The sequence below is a fragment of the Pseudomonas sp. W5-01 genome (assembly GCF_046540435.1).
In the GTDB taxonomy this organism is placed as follows: Bacteria; Pseudomonadota; Gammaproteobacteria; order Pseudomonadales; family Pseudomonadaceae; genus Aquipseudomonas; species Aquipseudomonas graminis_B.
In genome coordinates, this window is sequence record NZ_JAXCIP010000001.1 from 313,639 (window position 1) to 330,835 (window position 17,197).

Sequence of the window (17,197 nt, forward strand, 5' to 3'; positions counted from 1 at the left end):
CGCGCCACACCTTTTGCGTATCGCACCCAGTGGAGTCGCCATGTACAGCTTCAACCCGTCACTCTCCAGCGTCGATGAAACCCACGTCAGCCGCGGGTCCTGGATGGAGCCCGACACCTCGTCAGGCCCTCTGGCCCCCGAGTTGCTCACGCGCTTGCACCACTACTGGAACGCCGCGAATTACCTGTGCGTCGGCCAGATCTATCTCAAGGCCAACCCACTGCTGCGTGAACCGCTGCTGGCCGAGCACATCAAGCCCAGGCTGCTGGGGCACTGGGGGACCTCGGTCGGGCAAAACTTTATCTACGTGCACCTGAACCGGCTGATCAGCGAGCGTCGCACAGAAACCCTCTTTATTTCCGGGCCCGGCCATGGCGGTCCGACCATGAACGCCTGTGCCTGGCTCGAAGGCAGCTACAGCGAAGTGCACCCGGACATCACCGCAGACGAAGCCGGCATGCTGCGCTTCTTTAGCAGTTTCTCCACCCCCGGCGGCGTGCCCAGCCACTGCGGGCCGCACACCCCCAACTCGCTCCATGAAGGTGGCGAGCTGGGCTATTCGCTGATGCATGCCTTTGGCGCGGTGTTCGACAACCCTTCATTGCTGGTGGCCTGTGTGATTGGCGACGGTGAGGCTGAAACCTGTCCGCTGGAAGGCAGCTGGAAAAGCGTGCACTTCCTCGACCCCCGCCGTGATGGTGCGGTGCTGCCGATTCTGCATCTCAACGGCTACAAGATTTCCGGGCCGACGGTCGAGGCACGGCTTGCCGACGACGATCTGCTCGAGCTTTACCGAGGCCGGGGGTATCAGCCGATTATCGTCGCGGGCAATGACCTGCCGGGCATGCACCAGCGCTTCGCCGCCGCGCTCAATCGCTGTGACGACATCATCTGTGAGATCCAGGCCGCGGCCAGAGAGGGCGGCGGAACCGTACGCGCGCGATGGCCCATGATTATTCTGCGCAGCCCCAAAGGCTGGACCGGCCCCAAGGTCGTCGACGGGCTGCCGGTCGAGGGCACGTTCCGCGCCCATCAGGTTCCCCTCGCCAACGTCATCGGCAACCCCGAGCACCTCCAGCAACTGGAAGACTGGATGCGCAGCTACGAACCCCAGATGCTGTTCGATGAACAGGGGCGCCTGGCGCCAGGACTTCAAGCCCTGACACCGCCACCGGCGCTGCGCATGGGTGCGATCCCTTACGTGAACGGTGGCCGCATGCTGGTGGCGCTGGACCTGCCGAACTTTGCCGAGTACGGGCTTGAGGTGCCTGGCCCGGGGCAGGTCATCGCCGAAGCGCCGCGCAAGCTGGGCGAGTACCTGCGCGACGTGATGCGCAACAACCCGCGCAACTTCCGCGTATTCGGGCCGGACGAGACCAGCTCCAACCGGCTCAATGCGGTGTTCGAAGCGAGCAACCGGACGGCCGCCGGGCCGTGTCTGGACATTGACGACCATCTGGCCTCCGACGGGCGTGTGATGGAAGTGCTGAGCGAGCACCTGTGCGAGGGCTGGCTCGAAGGGTACCTGCTCACCGGACGCCACGGCATGTGGTCAACCTACGAAGCGTTCGCGCAGGTGGTCGATTCCATGGTCACGCAACACGCCAAGTGGTTGCAGCAGAGCCGTGAGTTTGCCTGGCGCCGGCCGCTGGCCTCGCTCAACATCCTGATCAGCAGTCACGCCTGGCGCAACGACCACAATGGCTTCAGCCATCAGTCCACGGGGTTCGTCGACAACGTGCTGCAGCGTCGTTCGGATGTGGTTCGCGTGTACTACCCGCCGGACTCCAACTGCCTGGTCAACGTCTTTGACCACTGCCTGCGCAGTCGCAACTACGTGAACGTCGTGACCTGTGGCAAGCAGCCGGATTTCCAGTGGCTGGACTTCGATGCGGCGCTCAGGCACTGCTCCCAAGGCGCGTCGATCTGGTCCTTTGCCAGCAGCGATGACGGGGCGCCGGACGTGGTGCTCGGTTGTGCGGGGGATGTGCCTACCACCGAGGCAGTGGCGGCCGCCTGGTTGCTGCAAAAGCATGTGCCCGGCATCCGCGTGAGGCTGGTGAACGTGGTCGACCTCGGGATTTTGAGCGCCCCCGAGGATCGGCCCCATGGCATGGATCACGCCTCGTTCGAAGCGCTGTTCACCCGGGACGCACCGGTGATGTTCGCCTTTCATGGCTCGACCTGGGTCATTCACTCGATGGTCCACGGCCGCGCCAACGAAGCCCGTTTTCATGTGCGCGGCTTCAGCGACCGAGGCACCACCACCACGCCTTTTGACATGGTGGTGCTCAACCGCATGAGCCGTTATCACCTGGCGATCGACGCCTTGAGCCACGTCCCGCATCTGCGCGCCCACAGCCTCGACGCCGTGCACTTCTTCGAGAGCCAGTTGCGCAAACACGATGCCTGGATTCGGGAGCACTTCGAGGACATGCCGGAGATCAGGAACTGGCGCTGGACGGATGATTTCAGTGACTCCGACGCACCGCCGCCATTGGCCAAGGGGCATGTCCGCGGGCAGACCTTCACGGACGCGTGATCCATCAACCTTTTAACTGCAACGGAAGGCCGAGCACATGAACAGACTCAAAATCGTCGCCAGCCCCGAGGCACGCCGTTGCTTCAACACCTCCCGCGAGGTGGTGGAGTTTGGCGCGACCGACCTGACCGATGTCGCGGCGGTCGTTCTCACCGCCCTGGACTGGCGCGAGGGTCGGGTCGACGATGTCTGCCGGTCCGGGTTCGACATACCGGTGTTTTTTGCCGTGGCCAAAGACGACGAGCTGACCCGGGAAGCCATTCTCGACGTAGAAAAGGTGCTGCTGCAAATCAGCGGCGTGTTCGACCTCGGCGTCGACAACGCCGGGTTCTACGGCCACAAGCTCGAGCGGGCGGCCACGCAGTACGAGGAGGCATTGCTGCCGCCGTTTTTCGGCGCGCTCAAACACTATGTCGAGCGGGGCAACACCACCTTCGCCTGTCCGGGTCATCAGGGCGGGCAGTTCTTTCGCAAACATCCGTCGGGCCGGCAGTTCTTCGATTTCTTCGGGGAGACGTTGTTTCGCGCGGATCGCTGCAACGCCGACATCGAAATGGGCGACCTGCTGATTCACGAGGGCGCGCCCCTTGAAGCGCAGAAACGCGCGGCGAAGGTCTACAACGCTGACAAAACCTACTTCGTTCTCAATGGCACCTCGACGTCCAACAAGGTGGTGACCCAGGCGTTGCTGACCCCTGGCGATGTGGTGCTGTTCGACCGCAATAACCACAAATCCATTCATCAGAGCGCGCTGTTTCAGGCCGGTGCGACGCCGCTGTACCTTGAAACGGCACGCAACCCCTATGGCTTGATCGGCGGCATTGATTCGCACTGTTTTGAAGAAGGCTATTTGCGTGAGCAACTGAGCCTCGTCGCACCTGCCAAGGCCGATGAGGCGAGGCCGTTCCGCCTCGCAATCATTCAGCTGGGCACCTACGACGGCACGGTGTGCAATGCGCGGCAGATCGTCGATCGCATCGGCCACTTGTGCGATTACATCCTGTTCGATTCGGCGTGGCTGGGGTACGAGCAATTCATCCCGATGATGAAGGACTGCTCGCCCTTGTTGCTGGAGCTGGGCCCTGACGATCCGGGGATCTTCGTCACGCAGTCCATCCACAAGCAGCAGGCCGGGTTTTCCCAGGCCTCGCAGATCCACAAGAAGGACCGTCACATCAAAGGGCAGGCGCGCTACTGCAATCACCTGCGCCTGAACAATTCGTTTATGTCCCAGGCCTCGACCAGCCCTTTCTACCCGCTGTTTGCCTGTCTGGATGTCAACGCGCGCATGCACAGCGGACGCAGCGGCCATCGGTTGTGGGACGAGTGCGTGCGGGCCGGCATCAAGGCGCGCAAGCTGATGATGGACAATTGCACGCTGATCAAACCCTTTGTGCCGCCGACCATCGACGGTCGCTATTGGCAGGACTATCCGACGGACGAGATTGCCCGTGACCTGCGGTTTTTCCGTTTTCACCCGGACGAACGCTGGCACGCGTTCGAGGGGTATACGGAAAACCAGTACTTCATCGACCCGTGCAAACTGTTGTTCACCACCCCGGGAATTGATGCCGTGAGCGGGCAATACACTGACTTCGGCATCCATGCCGGCGTGCTGGCGACGTTCCTGCGCCAGTTCGAGATCGTCCCTGAAAAGAACGACCTCAACACCATTCTGTTTCTGCTGACCCCGGCCGAAGGCAAGGCAAAGATGGAGCATCTGGTGGCGCAAATCGGCCGCTTCGAGCGGTTCATCAAAGACGACGCACCCCTGGCCGACGTGCTGCCGGCGCTCTACAACGCCCATCAGGTCCGCTACCGCGACTACAGCATCCGCCAGCTGTGTCAGGAACTGCATTCCCTCTACGCCCGGCACGACGTGAAGCAGCTGCAGAAGGCAATGTTCCGCAAAGCGAGCATGCCCGTGGTGGCGATGGATCCCCGTGAAGCCAACCTGGCGTTCGTACGGGGCAAGGTCGAACTGATTGCGCTGGAGGATGCCCGCGGCCGGGTGGCAGCGGAAGGCGCATTGCCGTATCCACCGGGGGTCTTGTGCGTGGTGCCCGGCGAGGTCTGGGAAGGCGCGGTGCTGGCGTATTTTCTCGCCCTGCAAGACGCGATCAACCAGTTCCCGGGCTTCAATCCAGAGCTTCAGGGTGTGTACCTGCGCACCGAAGACGACGGCCGCATCCGTGCCTACGGGCATGTGCTCCAGCAGTGAGCGCCGCGATTCCCGTCCCCCGAACTTAACCGGTCCCAACCAGAGGAAGACGCCATGAAAGGCAAAATGAAAGCGGCAGTGGTTGAAGCATTCGGCAGCCCGCTGGTACTCCGCGAGTGGGACATCCCCACGCCAGGCCCCGGGCAGATTCTGATCAAGACCGAAGCGTGCGGGGTTTGTCACACCGACTTGCACGCGGCAATGGGCGACTGGCCGATCAAGCCGTCGTTGCCATTCATTCCCGGCCATGAAGGCATCGGCATCGTCGTCGCCTTGGGCGCGGGCGTGACCCGCGTGGGCGAGGGGGATCGCGTGGGTGTGCCGTGGCTGTATTCAGCCTGCGGCCACTGCGAGTATTGCCTGAGCGCATGGGAAACCGTGTGCGCCAGCGCCGAGTTCGGTGGTTACACCCGCAATGGCGGGTTCGCCGAATACATCCTCGCTGACCCTGAATACGTCGCACGCATTCCCGCCGGGCTTGCGCCCCACGAAGCCGCGCCGATCATCTGCGCCGGGGTGACGACTTACAAGGGCATCAAGGAGGCCGATGTCAGACCGGGTCAGTGGATCGTGATTTCAGGGATTGGCGGTCTAGGGCACTTGGCCGTGCAGTACGCCAAAGCCATGGGCCTGCGCGTGTGTGCGGTGGACGTCGACGACGGCAAACTGGCCCATGCCACTCAGTTGGGCGCGGACGCGGCGGTGAATGTCCGCCACGGCGATCCGGTGCAAGCCGTCAGGGACGTCACCGATGGCGGGGCCCATGGCGTGCTGATCACCGCGCCTTCGCTGGCGGCCTTCAAGCAAGGGGTAGGCATGACGCGCAAATGTGGCACGTGTGTGCTGGTAGGACTGCCACCGGGCGAGTTTCCACTGTCGCTGTTTGAGGTGGTCGCCAACTGCATCACCGTGCGCGGCTCGTTCGTCGGCACTCGGCAGGACATGGCTGAAGCACTGGCGTTCGCCGCCGAAGGCAAGGTCAAGGCCGACAGCGACCTGCGGCCGTTGGCCGAGATCAATCAGGTGTTCAGGGAGCTTGAAGACGGCGAAGTGAAATCCAGGATCGTGATCGACTTTCGCGGGTGACCGACCCGGCCTCTTCCCGGCTGAAGCCGGTCCTACGGTGCATCGCATGCAGTCAGTGGGATTGGCGTTGACGCTGACTCGTAGGACCGCCTTTAGCCGGGAAGGCGTCAGTGGGCACGCCGCAAAATCGAGGATGCTCACACTGGACTGTTCCCGGCTGAAGCCGGTCCTACTCATGCACCGTATGCATCCAGCAAGAACCCGCAAGCATCACCCGCAGCTAGATCAATTACCCGAGTGAAAGGGAATCGGCTGGCGTGGCGCTTCGGGTGTGGTGTGGGGCTGGCCGACCATTTCGTCGTAGACCACCGGGTGGACGATAAACAGTTTCACTTCCTGGGTGGACGACAGGCATTTGCGCGCTTCGTCGATCGACGCCACGTGCAGCACCTTGCCATCGGGGCTGGTGACCGCATTGGACTTGCCGTCCATGAGCGCATGAATGACATAGGAGCCACCTTCGACCGAGACCAGATTGACCTCGGTGACTTCTCCGGCCTTGACGTGTTTGCTGAGCTTGTCCAGATCCATTACGGCACCTTAATGTCGCCCGCGGGCGTTGTCTGTTCCATGGATTGATGCGAAACCGTCGAAGCGGCCTGCCTGTATTGGAAGGGGATGGCGGTGCCAAGTTCAACGCAAAAACGGGGAGGGGGACGAGGAGGCGTTGCCGGGGATTTTCCAGAAGAGTGCCGGCACAGAAGAGAGGGCGCCGGCACCGGGAAACCTGCCGCCACCTGCCAACACCATCAGCAGGCAGCGGCCGGAAGTCATGACATCAGCAATCAGCAGAGCTTGTCGATGACGCGCAGGCCAGGCGCTTTCTGCACGGCGCCCCATTCACTGCTCAGGGTTTCCAGCACCTGGCCAAGGAACTGCTTGTCTGCGGCGGCCTTCTTGCCGACATAGCCGTGGCCTTTGCGGTACATCTTCAGCCGGGCACGCATATGCGGGTGCTGATTCTCGAATTGCTCTTCCTCGGTGCAGGCACCCAGGCCGTCCATGTGCACGTTGCCTTCCTCGCACACCCAGAGGATGTGGCTATCAAGGGAATCCTTGCGTGCGGCGAACAGTCGAGCCAATTGATCAATGGTAGGTTGGTTGTTCAGGTTCATGGTTGTTACCCCTTTTTGACCACTGGTTAATCTATCGAGTGAGTTCAAACGCAATGGCGAATCGTCCGTCGATTCGCAGTCCTTCCGGTCGCTGACAAGCAGGGTCCGTCGGTACACAGAGCCGGTGCCGGGCCACACGTGTGTGGGCATTGATGAGAGCAGAGGAGGAAGGTCGGACCCGGGGGAGAAACGGCGCACGCCTTGGGGACACTGGCGACTGAGTGGTCGACCACAAGTGTCATGAGGACGTGTCGCCGGCGCTCGGCCTGGTGGGTCGATCTTGCCGGTTCGGCTTCATCAATCTGCCTTGTGGGCAGCACACATCCAGAGGTTGTTCGACGGCTGTATCGAACGGGCCCGGAATACTTTTGCCAGCTCTCCCGATCGGGGAGACGCCTGCACTATGCAGTCGGCAAAAGGCCTCGTCAATGGTTTTGTAGTGATTATTTTGGAGCACTACAAAATGTGTAGTTTCAGAACACGAAGGTCGATTCGTGACTACAAAGTCAATGAATCCGGGGGGCACAGCGCAGGGGCAAAACGCAGAAGGCAAAACGCAGAAGGCAAAACGCAAAACTGGGTGCCTGAAACGACACTTGCCCGCGACCGGGTCAGTCAGCCGTTGTTTCCAGCTGGCCGACCCTGTCGCGGGCAAGCGTGTCGCTATGAATCCAAACGCGAGTACTTACGCCTGTGGAGCCTTTTGCAGTTCAAACAGCAACAGCGAACGCGGTGTGACCGTGTACTCGCTGCCGAACTCGAACTGATCCTTGCCATCGATCTCCGGCTGATTGGTGTCAATCAGGCTGGTCCAGTTGAGACCTTCCGGCACTTCCGGCAGCGTGAAGTTGACGCCGTCGTGGTGCGAGTTGACCAGCAACAGCAGCGTGGCTTCAGAGCCGCGACGACGGATACCGGTTTCCTGCGCGCGGCCATCCATCAGCATGCCCAGGCAGCGACCATTTGGGTCTTCCCACTGCTCGATGCTCATCTCTTCGCCGCTTGGCGACAGCCAGGTCACGTCCTTGACGCCCAGTGCATCGTTGTAATCGCCTACCAGGAAGCGGCTACGACGCAGGATCGGGTACGACTGACGCAGCTTGATCAGGCGCTTGACGAACGCCAGCAGGGCCTTGCCGTCTTCGTCCAGATCCCAGTTGACCCAGCCGATCTCGCTGTCCTGGCAATAGGCGTTGTTGTTGCCGTGCTGGGTGCGGGCGAACTCGTCACCGGCGACCACCATCGGTGTGCCCTGAGCCAGCAGCAGCGTCGAGAAGAAGTTACGCATCTGACGCAGGCGCAGCGCGTTGATTTCCGGATCGTCGGTCGGGCCTTCGACGCCACAGTTCCACGAACGGTTGTCGTTGCTGCCGTCCTGGTTGTTCTCGTCGTTGTCCTCGTTGTGCTTGTCGTTGTACGACACCAGGTCGTGCAGCGTGAAGCCGTCGTGGGCGGTGATGAAGTTCACCGACGCGTACGGCCGGCGGCCACGCTGGTTGAACAGGTTGCCCGACGCGGTCATGCGGTTGGCGAAGTCTGCCAGCTGGCCTTCGTCGCCTTTCCAGAACGCACGGATGTTGTCGCGGAATTTGTCGTTCCACTCCGCCCAGCCCGGCGCGAAGTTGCCGACCTGGTAGCCGCCTGGACCGCAGTCCCATGGCTCGGCGATCAGTTTCACCGACCGCAGCACCGGATCCTGGCGGCAGGCCACGAGGAAGCTGTGGCGTTCGCTGAAACCGTCGTGGTAGCGGCCGAGGATGGTAGCCAGGTCGAAACGGAAACCGTCGACGTGCATTTCGGTCGCCCAGTAACGCAGCGAGTCGGTGACCATCTGCAGAACGCACGGGTGGCTCAGGTCGAGGGTGTTGCCGGTGCCGGAATCGTTGATGTAGTAACGCTTGTCATCCGGCATCAGGCGGTAGTAGGAAGCGTTGTCGATGCCGCGCATGGACAGGGTCGGGCCGCGCTCGTTGCCTTCAGCGGTGTGGTTGTAGACCACATCCAGAATCACTTCCAGGTTGGCATGGTGCATGTGCGCAACCATTTCCTTGAACTCGGAAATCTTGCCGTGGGCCAGGTAGCGCGGGTCCGGTGCGAAGAACGCCAGGGTGTTGTAACCCCAGTAGTTGGTCATGCCCTTTTCCAGCAAGTGCTGGTCGTTGACGAAGGCGTGGATCGGCAGCAATTCGATCGAGGTGACGCCCAGACCTTTGATGTGCTTGATCACGTCATCGACCATCAGGCCGGCGAAGGTGCCTTTGACTTCATCGGGCACGGATGGGTGACGCATGGTGAAACCGCGGGTGTGGGTCTCGTAGAAAATCGTCTTGTCCCACGGCACGTCGACACGCTGCTCGCGGCCCCAGGTGTAGGCAGGGTCGATGACCTTGCACTTGGGCACGAAGGGCGCGCTGTCACGCTCGTCGAAGCTCAGGTCGTCGTCCGGGTGACCGATGGTGTAACCGAACAGTGCCTCGGACCACTTCAGCTCGCCGACCAATTGCTTGGCGTACGGGTCGATCAGCAGTTTGTTGTGATTGAAACGGTGGCCGTTCTTCGGATCGTACGGACCGTAGACGCGGTAACCGTAGACCTGACCCGGGTGGGCGTCGGGCAGGTAACCGTGATAAATCTCGTCGGTGTATTCCGGCAGCTCGATACGCTCAAGCTCCACTTCGCCGGCGGAGTCGAACAGGCACAGCTCGACCTTGGTGGCGTTGGCGGAAAAGATGGCGAAGTTGACGCCAAGGCCGTCCCAGCTGGCGCCGAGCGGGAAGGGCAGGCCTTCACGGATGCGCGAAGCCGTGACTTCGGGGCTGCCAGCGTTGCCGGATTCATTCTGTGTAGCGGCGTTCTTATCTTGCGTGCTCATGTGTATTCCTGACGTTCGAATGAGTTCCTGAAGGCGAACAAAGCCGTGGCCTCAGTCCATGACTGCGCCATCGATGCAACAGGGTGGGTGCAACAGGGTGGTGCGACTGAATCAAAACTACCGCAGGGACACGACCGTTTTGCGACGATCCCTGCGGCAGGGGTACTGGCTTTGCGACGATGACGCGTTACGCCTGGGAATCAGGGCGTAGGTGGCTTCGCTGCGGCGGGCTTCTTCGCAGAAGACTTGGCGGCAGGTTTGGCCGGTTTGGCGGAAGCGTCAGCAGCGCTTGCTGGAGCTTTTGGCTTGGCAGCAGGCTTGGCCGGCGCTTTTGCCGCTGGCTTCGGTGCAGGCTTGGCGTCTGCCTTTGCATCAGCACTGGCCGGCTTGTCTGCAGGTTTGGATGCAGACTTCGCAGCAGGTTTGGCCGCAGCTTTAGCAGCGGGTTTGGCGGCGGCAGCCTTGGGCTCCGCTTTGCCGTCAAGCTTGGACTTCGCCGTCTTCGCAGCAGCCGGTTTTCTAGGCGACTTCGCCTCGGCGGCGGCCAACTTGCTGGCCATTTCCCAGTGGCGGGCGTCTTGCCCATGTGGCTTGCCTTCCGTTTCCCAGATCTGGTGGGCAAGCTCGCTGATTCTTTTATCGTCGGCACTCATCTCGACACTCCCGGTATCACAAGGTTTGTATAAGCAGGTTTACAGAAATTTCCTTGAGCGCTGCGCTGAGCAACAGTTCCTTGCTGGATGTGACTGTAGCCTGTGAAAAAAGTCCCTTCCAATTTGGATGTGAATCAGCGAACGGCAGGTTGATTCGTGTATCGCCCCAATTTGCTGCACTGATGAATGGAGTTTGCGCAGTGCCCAATAGTTCAGCCGGCAAGCGCGGAACCACAACAATAGCCCGCATCTCCTTCGTTACCCGGGCAAAAGCCACGACGTGATCGGCTTTTTCCCCTACCACTTCCAGCGGTTGATATTCGCCTTCACTGAACAGAGCGGGGTACTGGTTGCGCAGGCTAAGCACCTGAGCAATCAACGCCTGCTTGATCCGGCCGTCGTGCCACTGGTTCAACAGCTCGGTGACCGGCACGGACGCCTGCAACGCTTGTTCGCGAGCGGGGTAATCCACCGGACGGCGGTTGTCCGGATCCACCAGGCTGAAGTCCCAGAACTCGGTGCCCTGATACAGATCAGGCACACCGGGCGCTGTCATTCGCAGCAAAGTTTGCGCCAGACTGTTGAGCGCGCCGGCGGTCGCGATGCGATTGGCCGTGGCACCGATGGATTGGCGCAGTGCCAGACCGTCGGCGCTGAGCAGCACGTGCTCCAGAAACTCGCGGCAAGCGGTCTCGTAGGCTTCGTTGGGAGCGCTCCAGCTGCTGTGCAGTTTGGCTTCACGCAGGGCCTTTTCCTGCCACTGAGTCAGGCGCTTTGCGTAGGCTTCGAAGGCCGGCTCACCTTCGAGATCCAGCGGCCAGCTGCCGATGATCGCTTGATACAGCATCAGCTCGTCACCGGGGCTGATGTGGGTGTCGCCGGTCTTGAGCGGTGCCGACAGCTGCTGCCAGCGTTCGACCTGCTCGGCGTACCAGGGCGCCAGTTCACTGAGCACGGCCAGGCGGGTGCGAGTGTCTTCGCCGCGCTTGTGGTCGTGGGTCGCGGTGGTCAGCAGGTTGTTCGGAAAGCTCTTGTGACGCTCGATCGAGACCTGATGAAACGCCTCCACCGGCGCACTGAAATGTTGCGGGTGGAAGCCCACGTCGTTGCGCGACAGCAGCACGGCGGAGCGGTAGAAAGAGGTGTCTTCCACCGACTTGGCGGCCACTGGCGAGGTCAGCTGCTGGAAACGGTTGCCGGCCTTGCGGCGCATTTCGCGCAACGGGCCCGTCGGGTAGTCACGCAGCTTCTCGCCACCCAGCCACAACTTGAGCGAGTCCAGCACTGGCCAGTCGCCCTCGCTGAGCATCTCGCGCGCGCCATCCATGGCCTGCTGGAAGAAACGCTCGTCTTCGGCAGAACGGCCGCAAGCGGTGAGGTAAGTGCGGTAGACCGGGAAGTTACTGACCAGCGCCAGCAGCGCGCGGCGGATGGCGCCAAGGGTCATGTCGCGGGTCATCACGTCACTGCGCGACACCTGCAGCAACGCCTGGGCCAGGTTCTCGAAATCACCGGCCAGTGTGCCGTGAAGGACCAGGTCGCGAGCTTCCAGGACTTCCTTGTTGAAGTCGGCCGTGCGTCCGCTGAGGCGGCTCCACAGCTCGCCCAATACCGCTTCACCCTTGGGATCATGCTGCAGCAGCGACACCTGGTTCATGAATTCATAACCGGTGGTGCCATCGGTATTCCAGTCGGTGCGCAGTTGCTCGTCGGAACCGAGGATCTTCTCGACGAAAATCGGCAGACGGTCCAGCTCGGTGCCTGCCGGGCGCCGTTTCATCAGGCTGTCGACGCGACGGCGCAGCTTGCGGCAGTAGCCGCGCGGGTCGGCCAGGCCATCGATGTGGTCGATGCGCAGACCGTCTACAAGGCCTTCAACGATCAGTTCGAAGATCTTGCCGTGGGTCGCCTCGAATACCTGCGAGCGCTCGACCTTCAGGCCGCCCAGCTCGTTGATGTCGAAGAAACGCCGCCAGTTGATGTCGTCGCCTGCGGTGCGCCAGCTGGCCAGACGATAGTCCTGCTGCTCAAGCAAACGGTGCAGGCGATCAAAGCCCTCCGGCGTGCTGGAGTCGAACTGCGCCAGGCCTTCTTCAACGGCCTTGACCAACTCGGGCTTGGCCTTGACCGCCTCGGCCAGTTCCGCCTTGGCCTGGCGCGCACGCTCATAGGCCTGCGGATAGTGGTCGAGGTCGGCAAAGCGCTGGGCCAGTTCGTCCAGTTCGGGACGTTTCGCAGCCTTCAACAGCGGCGCATACGTAGCCGGGTTGATCGGGAAGAGATGCTGGTAGTGCTCGGCGTGGAAGCTGCCGTTTTCTGCATCAAACCGCAGCGGCACTTCGCCGTTCTGCAACACGGTGCCGTAGTCGGTGCTGAGGAACGGCAGCAGCAGTTGGCCCTTGAGCAGCGGGTCAGGGGAATTCCACTGGATGTCGAAGAACTTGGCATACGGGCTGCGTTGACCCCATTCCAGCAGGTCCAGCCACCACGGGTTGTCATTGCCACCGACCGCCATGTGGTTGGACACGATGTCGAGAATCAGGCCCATGCCGTTCTCGCGCAGCGCCGCGACGAAGCGCAGCAAGGCCGGCTCACCGCCCAGCTCGGGGTTGATCACCCGTGGATCGACCACGTCGTAGCCGTGCATGGAACCGGCGCGGGCTTTCAGCAACGGCGAGGCATAAATGTGGCTGATGCCCAGGCTGGCGAAGTACGGCACCAGCTTAGTGGCGTCGTCCAGCGTGAAGTCTTTGTGGAACTGCAAACGCTGGGTGGCGCGCAGGGATTTAAGAGGGGTACTCATTTTTGATCACGCTCCGCGGCTTGTTTACGTGCCGCTGCCAGAATTTCAAGGCGTCGCGCTGCATCGGCGTTGTCCAGCAGTGAACCGCTGTCGCCGTTGAGCCGACGTCGCCAATTGGGATGACTGTCGATAGTGCCGGGGAAATTCGCCTGCTCCTCGATACCGAGGGCGTCCTCGATCGGGAGCAACACCAACGGTGCCGGGGTGTGGCCGAGGTAAGCGATGCTGTGGTCGATGATGTCGGCGGCGCTGATGTCGTCACCGCCGCTTGGCAGCGTGTAGTTCTGCTTGAGTGCCTTGACCAGCCCCTGGCGTTCACGCTCGCGGCTGTCACGCATCTTCTGCTCGGCTTCGTCGTCGACAAACCCGAGGGTCTTGTTCCACTGGATGTCCAGCTCGCTCAGCCAACCGGTGAGGGTAGGGAGGTCATGGGTGCTGGTGGTCGCCAGTGCGTCTCTGGACCATTTGGTGATCGGCTTGAACGTCGCATCATCCTGTTCGAACAACAGCACGCGCATGCCGAGGATTTCACGCTCGGACAGTTTTTCGTGCAGGCCTTCAGGCACGGTGCCGAGGTCTTCGCCGAGAACGATCGCTTCGTGCCGCCAGGATTCCAGGCTCAACAAACGCAGCATGTCGTCCAGCGGGTAGTTCAGGTAAGCACCTTCACTGGCAGGCGACCCCATCGGCACGACCCACAGGCGCTGCAGACCCATCACGTGGTCAATGCGCAGGCCGCCGACGTGGGCGAAATTGGCCCTGAGCATTTCAATAAACGCCTGGAAGCCGTTGCGCTTAAGGCCCGTCGGGGAGAACGCCGAGATGCCCCAGCTCTGGCCCGAGCGATTGAGAATGTCCGGCGGCGCGCCGACGGTCAGCGCGGAAAGCAGCTCGTCCTGACGGCTCCAGGCCTGACTGCCGGCACCGTCGGCACCCACCGCCAAGTCGCCGATCAAGCCGACGCTCATGCCGCTCGAACGCGCCGCGGTCTGCGCGCGCTCAAGGCCGCGAGCGATCAGCCACTGGGCGAACGCGTGGAAGCCGATCTCTTTCTCATGCCTGGCGGCGAAGGCGTCGAGGGCGGGGTTCTTCGGATCTTTGTACTGCTCCGGCCATTCATGCCAGTTGCCGCCGATGCCCAGTTCATCGCCGGCATCACGCAAGGCCTCAAAGCGGCAGTGGTTTTCCAGCGCTTCACCGCCTGCGCGGCGGAAGCTCTTGAAATCCTCGTGGAAAGGGTGATCGCTGCCCGTGAAGCCGGCATACAGCTCGCGGAACAGTGTCCATTTGGCCTTTGCCGCGGCCGGCCAGTCGATCAGCTTAAGCCCTTCGAGGCGCTTGAATTCCTCGGCCAGGCCAGCCTTCTCGATCGCGACTTCAACCGCACGGTCACCCAGAATGGTCCCGGGCGCTGCGTACAGCGCGTTGAGGAACAACCGGCTGGACGGCGAATAGGGGCTGTAGCGCTCGCTGTCGTTGGAAAACATCGCGTGAACCGGGCTGATGGCCACGGCCGAGGCGCCACGTGCGCCGGCATCGCGAACGAAAGCTTCCAGCCCCTGCGTGTCGCCGATACCGCCATCACCGTCGCGACGCAGGTAGTACAGCTGCGTGGTCAGGCCCCAGTCGCGGGCGATGGAGTCGTTGCTGGCCATGGTCAGGCTGTAGCAGGTCTTCGGCGCAACGGCGATGGTCAACTGCTGACCATCCACTTCCAGCTCGTGATAGCCGACGGCGGCCAACCCTGGCAGGGCGGCCTTGTCGGTCAGCTTCGCTTCGAGCAGCGAGCCGTCCTCCAGCGTCAGCTTGAACGCGGTGGCTGGCGCGAACCAGCTCGACAGGTCCAGATCCTTGCCATGGTCGACGGTCATCAACGGTGGCGGGGTGGCCGGCTGGCTTTCTTCGTTCAGGCGTTTGAGGCTGGCTTCGACGTCTTCTTCTGTCTCGGCGGGATAACCCAGACCGCCCAGGACCTTGCGCAGGACCTCGGGGCTCACGTGTTGCGGTTTGGCGTTGGCGTCCTTCCAGTCAACCGACAGGCCCGCCTGGGCCGCCAGTCTTTCCAGTTGCTCATTGCTCATCCTGTTCCTCCACAACATCACTCGATTTCAGGCTGACAATGGCCGTGTATGGATTGAGGGTGGCGGATGGGGAAAGTTCTGCGGACTTGGCGTGGGACTGATGAAGCACTCTGTAGCCGCTGTAATCATCGGTGTCGACCGCCTCGGTGCCGAGGTTCAGGTCGATGCGCAGCTCGCTGCCGTCGCCCAGTGTCCAGCGTGCGCTGACGGCTTTGTCGCCCAGCTCTTTCACGCCAAGGGAGCTGGCGCCGTGCAGGCGAGGGAACAGCTCGGTCTTGCGAATGTGCAGCAACGTTTTGTAGAGCTCAAGCCAGTTGCGATGGTCCTGACCCTTGTCGGTTTCCAGCAGCAGCGCATCGAACGCCGGGCGCGAGGCTTCGAAGGTCTTCAGCGCGTTGGGATCGGGGATCTGTTCGCGCTTGGCCGGGTCCTTGAACGCGGCAAAATCCTTGAACTCGCCACGACGGCCTTCGCGCACGGCGTCTGCCAGCTCGTCATGGAAGTCGGTGAAGAACAGGAACGGTTCGCTCGCGCCCCATTCATCGCCCATGAACATCAGCGGCACCATTGGTGAAAGCAGCAACAGTGCGGTCGCCGCCTGCAATGCTTGCGGCGGGCTCAGCTGGACCAGCCGCTCGCCGAAGGCACGGTTGCCGATCTGGTCGTGGTTCTGCAAGAACAGCACGAAGGAGGTCGGCGGCAGGTGGCCGCTGGGTTCGCCCCGGGCGTGACCATGGCGGGTGGATTCGCCTTGATAAACGAAGCCTTCACCCAGCAGACGGGCGAGCTTCTGCGTAGGCTTCTCGGCGAAGTCGGTGTAGTACGCGTCCGTCTCGCCGGTCAGCAGGACGTGCAGCGTGTTGTGGCCGTCATCGTTCCACTGGGCGTCGTAGCCCTGATCCATGCGCCCGGCTTCGTTGAACTCGTTTTCCAGGGTCAGCCAGACGTGACGTTCGGACGGGATTGCATCGCGTACGTGTTTGGCCAGGTCTTGCAGGAAGGTCGGGTCTTCGATGGCGTGCACAGCGTCGAAGCGCAGGCCGTCGAACCGATAGTCCTGCAGCCACATCATGGTGTTGTGGATGAAGAAGTCGTGCACCTCACGGCGGCGGAAATCGATCGCGTCGCCCCACGGGGTCTTCTTGTCGCTGCGGAAGAAGTGCTTGGCGTAGGCGCCGAGGTAATTGCCGTCCGGGCCGAAGTGGTTGTAGACCACGTCGAGAATGACCGCCAGGCCCAGACCGTGGGCGGTGTCGATCAAGTGCTTGAGCTGGTCGGGCGTGCCGTAGGAGGACTGGGCAGCATAAGGCAGCACCCCGTCGTAGCCCCAGTTACGGTTCCCCGGGAACTGCGCGATAGGCATCAGCTCGATAGCGGTGATGCCGGTATCGACCAAGTGCTGGAGGTGCTTTTCAATGCCCTCATAGCCACCCAGTGCACCGACGTGCAGCTCGTAGATGACGGCCTCGTGCCAGGGCCGGCCTTGCCACTCAGTGTTTTCCCACTGATAGGCGGCCTGGTCGACAACGATGCTGTAACCATGCACGTCGCCGTCCTGCGCCCGGGAAGCCGGGTCAGGAACAGTGAGGTTGTTTTGTGCATCGAGGGTGACGTTGTAGCGATAGCGTGTGCCGGCAACACACTCGGTGTCGAGAACGAACCAGCCGTCCTGCTCTGGCTGAAGGGCCTGGGCAGGCCCGTTTTCGAATTCGACGCTGACGTTTTTGGCATCCGGTGCCCAGAGGGCAAACCGGGTGTGTTGTTGATCCAGCATGACGGCGCCGTGGCGCCAGTTTTGATCCGTGCGCGAAGGCATCCGTAATT

At 62.0% G+C, this 17,197-nt stretch carries 10 protein-coding genes; 3 read left to right on the forward strand and 7 right to left on the reverse strand.

Annotation, left to right across the window (positions count from 1 at the left end; all coding sequences use genetic code 11):
- Positions 1 to 40 precede the first annotated feature (40 nt).
- From SLW75_RS01275 to adhP, 3 genes are read left to right on the forward strand one after another with little or no spacing between them, the layout of a single operon-like run.
- Positions 41 to 2,542, forward strand: a complete 2,502-nt coding sequence (locus SLW75_RS01275; RefSeq protein ID WP_410933299.1) for a phosphoketolase — start codon at positions 41 to 43, stop codon at positions 2,540 to 2,542.
- Between the two features lie 37 nt (positions 2,543 to 2,579).
- Positions 2,580 to 4,763, forward strand: coding sequence for an ornithine decarboxylase (locus tag SLW75_RS01280; protein WP_410933300.1), 2,184 nt, complete (start codon positions 2,580 to 2,582; stop codon positions 4,761 to 4,763).
- Between the two features lie 54 nt (positions 4,764 to 4,817).
- On the forward strand, positions 4,818 to 5,849 hold the full coding sequence (adhP, locus tag SLW75_RS01285) for an alcohol dehydrogenase AdhP (RefSeq protein WP_410933301.1): 1,032 nt from the start codon (positions 4,818 to 4,820) through the stop codon (positions 5,847 to 5,849).
- Between the two features lie 225 nt (positions 5,850 to 6,074).
- Here the strand turns inward: adhP and SLW75_RS01290 are convergent, their stop codons facing one another.
- From SLW75_RS01290 to treZ, 7 genes are all read right to left on the reverse strand, one after another.
- Complete coding sequence (locus SLW75_RS01290) at positions 6,075 to 6,380, reverse strand: DUF6482 family protein (RefSeq protein WP_065987158.1); 306 nt, start codon at positions 6,378 to 6,380, stop codon at positions 6,075 to 6,077.
- 254 nt (positions 6,381 to 6,634) lie between these two features.
- Positions 6,635 to 6,964, reverse strand: coding sequence for a hypothetical protein (locus SLW75_RS01295; RefSeq protein WP_065987159.1), 330 nt, complete (start codon positions 6,962 to 6,964; stop codon positions 6,635 to 6,637).
- A gap of 685 nt (positions 6,965 to 7,649) precedes the next feature.
- Entirely contained in the window at positions 7,650 to 9,836 is a 2,187-nt protein-coding gene (glgX, locus tag SLW75_RS01300) for a glycogen debranching protein GlgX (RefSeq protein WP_192135929.1), read from the reverse strand.
- Between the two features lie 200 nt (positions 9,837 to 10,036).
- Positions 10,037 to 10,489 (reverse strand): DUF2934 domain-containing protein, encoded by a 453-nt coding sequence (locus tag SLW75_RS01305; protein ID WP_410933302.1) that lies wholly within the window; start codon positions 10,487 to 10,489, stop codon positions 10,037 to 10,039.
- 16 nt (positions 10,490 to 10,505) lie between these two features.
- Complete coding sequence (locus SLW75_RS01310; protein ID WP_410933303.1) at positions 10,506 to 13,292, reverse strand: malto-oligosyltrehalose synthase; 2,787 nt, start codon at positions 13,290 to 13,292, stop codon at positions 10,506 to 10,508.
- Positions 13,289 to 15,373 (reverse strand): 4-alpha-glucanotransferase, encoded by a 2,085-nt coding sequence (gene malQ, locus SLW75_RS01315; RefSeq protein WP_410933304.1) that lies wholly within the window; start codon positions 15,371 to 15,373, stop codon positions 13,289 to 13,291. Before malQ ends, SLW75_RS01310 begins: the two co-directional genes overlap by 4 nt.
- Entirely contained in the window at positions 15,363 to 17,189 is a 1,827-nt protein-coding gene (gene treZ, locus SLW75_RS01320) for a malto-oligosyltrehalose trehalohydrolase (RefSeq protein WP_410933305.1), read from the reverse strand. The genes malQ and treZ overlap by 11 nt, the downstream gene beginning before the upstream one ends.
- Positions 17,190 to 17,197 lie beyond the last annotated feature (8 nt).

Coding starts and splice junctions, on each gene's coding strand:
- malQ (WP_410933304.1), bottom strand. CDS start 15,373: ATGAGCAATGAGCAACTGGAAAGACTGGCGGCCCAGGCGGGCCTGTCG.
- SLW75_RS01295 (WP_065987159.1), bottom strand. CDS start 6,964: ATGAACCTGAACAACCAACCTACCATTGATCAATTGGCTCGACTGTTC.
- adhP (WP_410933301.1), top strand. CDS start 4,818: ATGAAAGGCAAAATGAAAGCGGCAGTGGTTGAAGCATTCGGCAGCCCG.
- SLW75_RS01290 (WP_065987158.1), bottom strand. CDS start 6,380: ATGGATCTGGACAAGCTCAGCAAACACGTCAAGGCCGGAGAAGTCACC.
- treZ (WP_410933305.1), bottom strand. CDS start 17,189: ATGCCTTCGCGCACGGATCAAAACTGGCGCCACGGCGCCGTCATGCTG.
- glgX (WP_192135929.1), bottom strand. CDS start 9,836: ATGAGCACGCAAGATAAGAACGCCGCTACACAGAATGAATCCGGCAAC.
- SLW75_RS01305 (WP_410933302.1), bottom strand. CDS start 10,489: ATGAGTGCCGACGATAAAAGAATCAGCGAGCTTGCCCACCAGATCTGG.
- SLW75_RS01275 (WP_410933299.1), top strand. CDS start 41: ATGTACAGCTTCAACCCGTCACTCTCCAGCGTCGATGAAACCCACGTC.
- SLW75_RS01280 (WP_410933300.1), top strand. CDS start 2,580: ATGAACAGACTCAAAATCGTCGCCAGCCCCGAGGCACGCCGTTGCTTC.
- SLW75_RS01310 (WP_410933303.1), bottom strand. CDS start 13,292: ATGAGTACCCCTCTTAAATCCCTGCGCGCCACCCAGCGTTTGCAGTTC.